The organism is Shewanella sp. M16, from assembly GCF_018224605.1.
Taxonomy (GTDB): Bacteria; Pseudomonadota; Gammaproteobacteria; order Enterobacterales; family Shewanellaceae; genus Shewanella; species Shewanella oncorhynchi.
The window spans coordinates 152,864-160,444 of the sequence record NZ_JAGTUL010000010.1; the positions used below are offsets into that span (position 1 = coordinate 152,864).

Consider the following 7,581-nt stretch of genomic DNA (forward strand, 5'->3'; position numbering starts at 1 on the left):
ATCAGCTATGACCTTCCAATAACGTCCACATATGTTCTAAGTCGTATTCTCTTTGTAGAAACAAGGTCACGAGAAACAGCATAGTGAAGCAAAATGTGCCCATACCAAAATAAATGTCCGAAAAATCAGATAGCTGAAATGATGAAACTAAGAAGCTGATCACATAAATTTCCAGCATAGTGAGCTGCGATAAGACGCCATGAAATTTTAACAACTGCTTCAATGAGTTACGCCAAAAAAGGCTACTCAATCCCCATTTCACAATTAAAATCTGTGTCAATATCGATAACAGTAATAAGCCTGGACCTATCACAGCTGCGGCAAGTACGGCGACACCTACAACCCAATAGCCTTGGTCAAATACTGCAAATGCCCCTTGGAAAACCGTGGTAGTACGAATACTGCCGAAAAAGTGGATCTCGAGTACGGGTAAAAAATTAGCAGGGAAATAAAACACTAATGCCGAAATACATAGGGCTAACATACCATTCACAGAGCAGTATGGCGTGTCATAAAGTGCAGTGCTGCAACGAGGACAGATTGCTCTAACGCCGCTAGGCAAGGCACGTTTGCGGACTGCTAAATCGCAGGAGCGGCATAGGGTTACTGAATTTTCTGCTGCGTTTTCATGCATATAAAAATATATATTAGCCTAATAGGAGTAATAACAGCGAGAACGGTGCAAAGTGTCGTGCTAGTTAGCTGTTCAGCCACGTCTAGCGCTTTTATAATCTTGGCAACGAAAGTACGCTAATAATATCAGATTAATCAGAACACTTGCATCACAAGTTCAATCTATGTCACTCTAGTTACTGTATATAAAAACAGTGCGAGGGCAGTCATGGCAGTAATAACACAGTTTGTCGTGGTCAGAGAAGGGGTTGAAAAGATGACATTCACATCTAAGAAGGAGGCTGATGCCTACGATAAGATGCTCGATATCGCCGATAACCTTATCCCCTTCATTCAAAAAGCTGATTTGGGTATAGATGAAAGTGTGGGCGAAAAGCTCGCATTCTATTTTGCTAACAATAAAGATGAGCTGACGAACTTGCTTAAAGGCGCCGTTCAGGTTAATAGTACGCCAATGAATCCGCCTGCAGCGAAAAAAGCGGCTAAAAAGACCGAAGCAGCAGAATAAAATTGTTAGGAAATGTAATGAAATCGAAATTTTATGAGTCACTTAACCGTCAAGCCTTGGCCTTGTTGGAAGGGGAAGACGACCTTGTTGCGGCGATGGCGAATTTTTCAGCCTTGCTCAATGATAATTTAACTGAGCTGAACTGGGTGGGATTCTACGTTATGCGTGGCGAACAACTAGTATTAGGCCCGTTTCAAGGTAAAGTGGCTTGTACACGCATTCCGTTAGGAAAAGGTGTGTGTGGTACTGCAGCATTCACTAATCAAACTCAGCGAGTGGCTGATGTCCATCAATTTGATGGTCATATTGCCTGTGATTCTGCCAGTAATTCTGAAATCGTTGTGCCAGTTCGTGCGCAAGGTAACGTGGTTGCCGTGCTCGATATTGACAGTCCTATCTTCGATCGTTTCGATGAAGAAGACCAAAAGGGGCTGGAATTACTGGTTAAAAGTTTTGAAAACTGCCTATTTGATTAATTTGCGTACAATAACGCATAATTCATAGTCGCAATCGGTGGCGTGCGCCTTATAATATGCGCCTGCACGCATTAAGCTGGTTTGATTGGCATGCAATGAATAAGCTTAGTGTTTTGAGCTGTCAAAATTTGTTAAGGTATATTTTTTAACTTTAGTAAACGCGGCTAGGATGCTAATTTGTACGTTGACTCAATATTGAGTTTAACGAAGATAAACGACATGTAAGAAGCTGATATATATCACCTCGAATCGATGTCCCTTTTTGACTGTGGAAGTAATGATGGAATCAACAGAAAAGTTGACCGACACCAATGCAATTTTGGCGTATTTGTATGAAACATTTCCTTTGTGCTTTATTGCTGAAGGTGAAACTAAGCCATTAAAAATCGGATTGTTTCAAGATTTGGCTGAAAGGTTGGCTGATGATTCTAAAGTCAGTAAAACTCAGCTCAGAGTTGCCTTGAGACGTTACACCAGCAGCTGGCGCTATTTAAAGTGCGTTAAAGCGGGCGCACAACGCGTAAACCTGGATGGCGAACCTTGCGGCGAGTTAGAGCAAGAGCACATTGATCATGCTCAAGCCATGTTGAAAGAGAGTCAGGATAAGGCCAAAGCGAAACGTGCAGCACTTGCACCTAAGCCCGCGGCGAAGAAAGCACCTAAAAAGGTGGCTGTTCCTCAGCGTCCTAAAACTGAGCGTCCTGCTAAGCCTGCGCCAAAAGCTGCAGCGCCAGTCGTCAATTATGTTCAAGCACAATTGACTGATTTAACGAAAAAACAACGCGTCAATGTTAAATTAGGTATGACACCCGTAGCCGGTGTGATTACTGACATTAACAAGGAAGATATTCATGTTCAGCTTGATAGTGGCCTAACGATTAAAGTTAGAGCAGAACATATCCTGCTGTAATCATTTATTAAAACGGAGTAACTTGTTGATGCGAAAACTCACTTTGGCTACCTCGATCGCCACTGTTTTTGTCGGATTTTCGGCTTGGGCCGTACCACCCACGATTCAAATCAGCGAGTTACCCACTCTCAAGCAGGAAGCGCAACATAAGGTTGCGAGCAAAAGGGTAACGGACTTATACACTCGTTCGCACTATCATAGATTCAATCTTGATGACGCCTTTTCTGCGCAAATTTTCGATCGTTATCTACAGCAGTTAGACTATCGCCGCAATGTGTTAACCCAAGCGGATGTCGATAGTTTTAAACCTTATGCTACCCAATTCGATGACATGCTCAGTTCTGGTGAACTTGAGCCTGCCTATAAAATGTTTGATATCGTCCAAAAGCGCCGCTATGAAGGCTTTGTCTATGCTTTATCTCTATTAGATAAAGAGATGGATTTTTCTGCGCCCGGTGATGCCTATGAGTACGACCGCGATGAGGCCGCATGGCCAAAAGACCAGACAGAAATTAATGAGTTATGGCGTCAACGTGTTAAATACGATGCACTAAATCTTAAACTCACAGGTAAGAAATGGCCTGAGATTGTTGATATCCTCCAAAAGCGTTACAACAACGCGATTAAACGGTTGATTCAAACTAACAGTGAAGACGTGTTCCAAGGCGTGATGAATGCCTTCTCGCGTAGCATTGAGCCACATACAAGTTACCTTTCACCACGCAATGCTGAACGTTTCCAAATGGAAATGAACTTGAGCCTTGAAGGTATTGGTGCTCAACTGCAACTCGAAGACGATTACACTGTCATTAAAAGTTTAATTACTGGCGGTCCTGCTGCTGGCAGTGAAAAACTGTCGCCGGAAGACAAGATTGTCGGTGTCGGTCAAGAAGGCGGCGAGATTGTTGATGTGATTGGCTGGCGTTTAGACGACGTGGTCGACCTGATTAAAGGTCCTAAGGGCAGTAAAGTTGTTCTGCAAATTTTACCGAAGAAAGGCGGTTCCAATGCGAAGCCATTCGACGTTACCTTAGTTCGCGACAAAATTCGTCTTGAAGACAGAGCTGCAACCTCTAAGGTGATTGAACCTAAAGACGGTGAGTATGCTAATCGCAAAGTCGGTGTGATCCAAATTCCTGGTTTTTATATGAATTTGTCGCAGGACGTTGAAAAAGAGCTCGTGAAGTTAAACGACGCCAAAGTAGAAGGCATAGTCATCGACCTTAGAGGTAACGGTGGGGGTGCATTAACGGAAGCCGTGCTACTGACGGGACTCTTTATCGATATGGGCCCTGTAGTGCAAATTCGTGATGCCGATGGACGAGTGTCTGCGCATCGTGATAACGACGGTAAAACCAGTTATGCAGGACCATTGACTGTGATGGTTGACCGTTACAGTGCTTCAGCCTCTGAAATTTTTGCTGCCGCATTGCAAGATTATGACCGTGCACTGATCGTCGGTGAGTCGAGTTTTGGGAAAGGCACAGTACAGCAGCATAAGAGCCTAGGCCGTATCTACGACATGTATGAGAAGCCAATTGGCCATGTGCAGTATACGATTCAAAAGTTCTACCGTATTAATGGTGGTAGTACACAGATTAAAGGTGTGACCCCCAACATTGCTTACCCAAGTGCGTTGGAGCCGGGGGAGTACGGTGAAGCTGAAGAGAAAAATGCTTTACCTTGGGATAAAGTGCCTATGGCGCAATATGGCACGCTTAATGATGTTACGCCTGAGTTAGTGACTGGCCTTGAATCTAAGCACCTTAACCGTATAAAAAACAGCGTAGAGTTTGCCTATATCAATCAAGATATTGCCGACTTTAAAAAGCATCACAAAGAGAAAACTGTGTCTCTGGTTGAAAGTGAGCGTATTGCTTCCCGCGAAGCCGATGAGAAAAAAGTCCTCGACAGAACAAACGAGCGTCGAGTCGCCAATGGTTTAGCACCGGTTAAATCAATGGAAGACATTAAAGACGACGCTGAATTGCCAGATGCATTTTTAGACGAAACCGCTTATATCACCTTAGATATGGCTGATGTGCAAAAAATGGCTAAAACTAGTGCTAAGTAGGCGCTAGTCGAGTCGATTTATCCGATATCAAAACGCGCTTATGGCGCGTTTTTTCTTATTTAGATCAGCGTTAAAGGGATCGCAATGACACAAGCTCAAGCAAAATACTTAAAAGATTATCAAGCGCCACTTTTTACGATAGAGACTATCGATTTAGCTTTTAATTTGGCTGGCAATGAAACCCAAGTGCAGGCGATCAGTCGTATAAAACGCACTTCAAAACATGCACAAGCCTTAGTGTTGGATGGCGAAGATTTGACCGTTGTTTCGCTGACTGTTAATGGTGATGCTGTGCCTTACCATGTTAGTGCAGGTCAATTAGTTCTAGAAACTGAGCTTGATGAGTTTGAGCTGAACATTATCACTAAGCTCGATCCTGAAGCTAATTCGAGTCTTGAAGGGCTCTATATGTCCGATGGTGCCTACTGCACGCAATGCGAGGCAGAGGGCTTTCGACGTATCACTTATTTCCTTGATCGCCCTGATGTATTAGCTAAATACACTGTTCGTATCGAAGCCGATAGAGCCGCATTCCCGTTTTTACTGAGTAACGGTAATTTGATTGATCAAGGTGAGTTAGATGGCGGACGCCATTATGTTTGCTGGCAAGATCCATTTCCAAAACCAGCGTATTTATTTGCCTTAGTCGCTGGCGATTTTGATCTATTGCAAGATGAGTTCATTACTCGCAGTCGCCGTAAAGTGATCCTGCAAGTGTTCGTTGATAAAGGTAATTTACATAAAGCACACCATGCGATGGCATCACTTAAGAAATCCATGGCATGGGATGAGAGCCGTTTTGATCTTGAGTATGATTTAGATATTTACATGATAGTGGCCGTCGACTTTTTCAATATGGGGGCGATGGAAAACAAAGGCTTAAATATCTTTAACACTAAATATGTGCTTGCAGATACCTTAACGGCCACCGACGAGGATTATCACGGCATTGAATCGGTTGTAGGCCATGAGTATTTTCATAATTGGACAGGAAACCGCGTAACGTGCCGCGATTGGTTCCAATTAAGTTTAAAAGAAGGCTTAACGGTTTTTCGCGATCAAGAATTTAGCTCAGATTTAGGCTCTCGTGCTGTGAATCGAATTCATGCAATTAAAGTGATCAAGAATCAGCAATTTGCAGAAGATTCTGGCCCTATGTCCCATCCTATTCGTCCAGAATCTGTCATTGAGATGAATAATTTCTACACTGTGACTGTGTATAACAAGGGCGCTGAAGTCATCCGCATGATGCACACTTTGCTCGGCGAAGAAAAGTTTCAGGCGGGAATGAAACTGTATTTTAAACGCCACGACGGCCAAGCTGTCACCTGTGATGATTTTGTGGCGGCAATGGAAGATGCCAGCGGAGTGGATTTAACCCAGTTCCGTTTATGGTATAGCCAAGCTGGTACGCCGATTGTGACTGCGATTGACAGCTTTGATGCGCAAACGGGCGTTTATCAATTGACCCTTAAACAAAGTCTAGCGAACTGTGCATCACCGCTGCATATTCCGTTTAGCTTAGAGCTCTTAGATGCGAAGGGCCATTCTTTAGTGAATGAAATCCTCAATTTTACTCAAACTGAACAAGTGTTTAGCTTTGATGGACTCACTCATAAACCTGTCGCTTCGTTACTGCAAAACTTTTCCGCGCCCGTCAAATTACAATATCGATTCAATGTGGATCAACTCGTTCACTTGATGCGTTTTGCTAGCAGCGAAGTGGCGCGTTGGGAAGCTTCTGTGACCTTAGTGAGCCAAGCTATTTGGCAAAATGTGGCGAGTTTACAACAGCAACAAGCTATGGCTCTCGATCCCCGTGTGCGCGATAGTTTTAAAGGTGTGTTGTTAGACACTGAGCTTGATCCGGCATTGATCGCCGAAATATTAGCGATACCTACGGCTTCGGCTTTGATTGAGCAAACAGAGAGTGTCGATCTAGATGCGTTAGCTTTAGCACGTGAATTTGTATTAATAGAGCTCGCTTCACATAGTGAAGATGAATTGATTGCGCTATATCGTTCTTTAGTCGCAGTAGAGAGTACGCAGGCAAGAGCCCTTAAAAATCAGTGTTTAACTTGGTTAGCTCGGGTGTCGGATGAGGCAGAGGGGTTAGTGATTTCTCAGTTCGATAACGCCAGTAATATGACGGATTCTCTTGGTGCGTTGACGGCAGCCAATGTTGGGAATTTACCTTGTCGTGATGAACTGATGACGACATTTGAGCTACGTTGGCAGGATACGCCATTGGTGATGGATAAATGGTTTATGTTGCAAGCGACCCGTGATGCAGATGATGTGATTGAGTGTTTGCGTCAGTTGCAGCAACACAAGTGCTTTAGTATGAGCAATCCAAACCGAGTGCGTGCTTTAGTGGGCAGTTTTGCTGCCGGTAATATTTATCAATTCCACCGTAGAGACGGTAAGGGTTATGCTTTCTTAACCGAATGCTTAATGACCCTTAATAAGCTCAATCCGCAGGTTGCGGCCCGTATGGTGACGCCATTGATCCAGTATCATAAATTCGACTTAGGCCGCCAAACCTTGATAAAAGCCTGTTTAGGGCAACTTTTGGCTTTGCCTGACTTATCTAAGGATATGTACGAAAAAGTCTCTAAAGCATTGGCAAAATAGCAGTTTGTAGGAGGAGGGCAGCAGTCTGTGCTGCCCTGATATTATGGAACTGTATTTCAAACTATCGATCAGCTATCGAGATTTCTTACCTTATTATCAAGGGCTTGCCGATAAAGTCGAGGTTCGTGAAACTCAAGGGCGGATTTTGTGGATTAATGGCCGTCATTTTAGGCGTTTTTTAACCGAAAATGGCATTCAAGGCTATTTCAAATTGGTTTTAGATGACAAGGGACAATTTGTTTCATTAAATCGAGTTTAGTCTTAATTTGTTTATCTTTACTTAGAGCAATTACTTTAAACGGTCGGCTGATTACTAAGCTCGCTTTGTGATATTTTATTTTTAAAT

Annotated in this window: 7 protein-coding genes; 6 read left to right on the plus strand and 1 reads right to left on the minus strand. The window is 43.4% G+C overall.

What is annotated here, in order from left to right; all coding sequences use genetic code 11:
* Position 1: 1 nt before the first annotated feature.
* Positions 2–634, minus strand: a complete 633-nt coding sequence (locus KFE26_RS09220) for a paraquat-inducible protein A (RefSeq protein WP_028759758.1) — start codon at positions 632–634, stop codon at positions 2–4.
* 207 nt (positions 635–841) lie between these two features.
* On the opposite strand from KFE26_RS09220, the gene KFE26_RS09225 reads away from it, so the two are divergent.
* The 6 genes from KFE26_RS09225 to KFE26_RS09250 all read left to right on the plus strand — a co-directional run bounded on the left by KFE26_RS09225 (position 842) and on the right by KFE26_RS09250 (position 7,494).
* Entirely contained in the window at positions 842–1,141 is a 300-nt protein-coding gene (locus KFE26_RS09225; RefSeq protein ID WP_028759759.1) for a YebG family protein, read from the plus strand.
* Between the two features lie 17 nt (positions 1,142–1,158).
* Positions 1,159–1,617, plus strand: coding sequence for a GAF domain-containing protein (locus tag KFE26_RS09230; RefSeq protein WP_028759760.1), 459 nt, complete (start codon positions 1,159–1,161; stop codon positions 1,615–1,617).
* Positions 1,618–1,897: 280 nt separating this feature from the next.
* Positions 1,898–2,527: an RNA chaperone ProQ gene (gene proQ, locus KFE26_RS09235; protein WP_028759761.1), complete on the plus strand. Its 630-nt coding sequence runs from the start codon at positions 1,898–1,900 to the stop codon at positions 2,525–2,527.
* 28 nt (positions 2,528–2,555) lie between these two features.
* The gene (gene prc, locus KFE26_RS09240; RefSeq protein WP_198572305.1) at positions 2,556–4,601 is read left to right on the plus strand and encodes a carboxy terminal-processing peptidase; all 2,046 of its coding nucleotides are present in this window, start codon (positions 2,556–2,558) and stop codon (positions 4,599–4,601) included.
* Positions 4,602–4,685: 84 nt separating this feature from the next.
* Positions 4,686–7,235, plus strand: a complete 2,550-nt coding sequence (gene pepN, locus KFE26_RS09245; RefSeq protein WP_212600211.1) for an aminopeptidase N — start codon at positions 4,686–4,688, stop codon at positions 7,233–7,235.
* 43 nt (positions 7,236–7,278) lie between these two features.
* Complete coding sequence (locus KFE26_RS09250; RefSeq protein WP_028759764.1) at positions 7,279–7,494, plus strand: DUF2835 domain-containing protein; 216 nt, start codon at positions 7,279–7,281, stop codon at positions 7,492–7,494.
* Positions 7,495–7,581: the final 87 nt, after the last annotated feature.